Annotated in this window: 1 protein-coding gene and 1 other annotated feature; the gene reads right to left on the bottom strand. The window is 64.8% G+C overall.

Going from position 1 to position 1,722, the window contains the following annotated elements:
* Positions 1 to 1,143 (bottom strand): IS3 family transposase gene (locus O9255_RS13675; RefSeq protein ID WP_297867423.1). Its coding sequence is split into 2 segments (ribosomal slippage), with 1,144 coding nucleotides annotated over them: positions 1 to 855 and positions 855 to 1,143; the frame shifts between segments, so codons are not numbered across the junction. This gene is flagged as partial in the annotation.
* Positions 752 to 865 (bottom strand) — a sequence feature (AL1L pseudoknot). It overlaps the preceding gene by 114 nt.
* Positions 1,144 to 1,722: the final 579 nt, after the last annotated feature.

Below are 1,722 nucleotides of genomic sequence, written 5' to 3'. Positions count from 1 at the left end.
CGATCGGCCCCAGCAGTCGCTTTGTGTTGTACCACTGCACCCAATCGGCCACCGCCCATTCGACGTCTTCGCGGCCGCGCCAGGTCTGCCGGTAGATCACTTCGGTCTTGAACAGGCCGATCACCGTCTCGGCCAGCGCGTTGTCGTAGGAATCGCCGACGCTGCCCACCGAGGGCTCGATCCCGGCGTCCAGCAGGCGATCGGTGTAGCGGATCGACACGTATTGGCTCCCGCGATCGCTGTGATGCACCAGTTTCTCCCCCGGCCGACGGCTCCACACCGCCTGCTCCAGCGCGTCCAGAACGAACTGCGTCTGCGCCGAGCCCGACACCCGCCAGCCGACGATCCGACGGGCGAAGACGTCGATCACGAAAGCGACGTAGACGAAGCCCTGCCATGTCGCCACATACGTGAAGTCCGAGACCCACAGCGCGTTCGGACGATCGGCCTTGAACTGCCGATTCACCTTGTCCAACGGCTTCTCCTCGACCTCGTCGATCGGCCGCCAGCGCTTCGGATCGCCGCGCCGAACGCCCTTCAGCCCGGCTCGCCGCATCAGCCGCTCGACCGTGCAGCGGGCGGCTGCGACGCCTTCGCGGTGAAGCTGCTTCCAGACCTTGTCTGCGCCGTACACCGACTTGTTCTCGCGCCAGACGCGCTCGATCGTGGCCGACAGCGCCTCGTCGCGGTGCCAGCGCGCCGGCTGCTTCTCGGGCGCGGCCTCGCGGGCTTTGTGCAGGTGATAGGTCGACGGGGCGATCTCCAGTTCCCTGCAGATCGGCTCGATCCCCAACCCGCGATGCGCGTCGATGAACGCGATCACCGCTTGCCGCGGCGGTCGAGCTCCGCCTGGGCAAAAAACGCCGACGCCTTGCGCAAGATCTCGTTCGCCTGCCGAAGCTCGCGGTTCTCCTTCTCGAGCTGCTTCAGCCGCGCCTTGTCGTCGGTCGTCGGGCCCGGCCGCAAGCCCTGGTTGCGCTCGGCCTGCCGCACCCAGATCCGCAGGGTCTCGGGCTGGCAGCCAATCTTCGCCGCCACCGCACCGATCGCCGCCCACTGCGACGAATACTCGGACTGGTGCTCCAGCACCATCCGAACCGAACGCTCACGCACCTCGGGTGCGTACCTCGCCAATCTGTTCATGCTCCAATCCTCTCAAGGTTCGGAGCCTCCGAGAAAGCCGGGGCGGTTCACCCCGATTCTTGCGTCCAGTCCAGAGAATCGATCAAGCAGCTTGCCGCGCTCGGAAGGCAGAACGGGGTTAAGGTCGTCCTTCTCGGCACCTACCAGCCTCATCCGGCTGCTTCACGCCGCATCGTTGAAGCAGAGTTGCAAGCAGCTGCTGAGGCTGGCATCCCCTACATCGAGGTCTCAGAGACATTTCAGGCTCTGCGGCGTGGCCATCCCGACCTCAGCTGGTTCTCGCCCGATGACGTTCATCCAGGGGCAGACTTGGCCCTGCTCAACGCATTACTGGTCTATCGGGAGTTGTCCGGACTCACTGCTTCGCCGGAGGCGTTGACCGTGAGAGCGCCGATCTATAGGTCAAGGAGCGGGCTCACGGAGGAGTTGAGGTCTTCTGGAGGGTGTCAGGATTTTTGTGTGAGGGGCCTACCATGACGATGTTCAGGAGCCCCCATGCCACGCAAGAAAACCCCGCCGGCGGCGAAGCCGGAATCCATTCTCCCCGACGAGCTGCTTGAGAAGCTGATTCCCGGTCCG

Origin of the sequence: Silanimonas sp. (assembly GCF_027530345.1) — a bacterium.
GTDB lineage: Bacteria > Pseudomonadota > Gammaproteobacteria > Xanthomonadales > Xanthomonadaceae > Silanimonas.
This window is presented reverse-complemented; position numbering and strand designations above follow the sequence as displayed.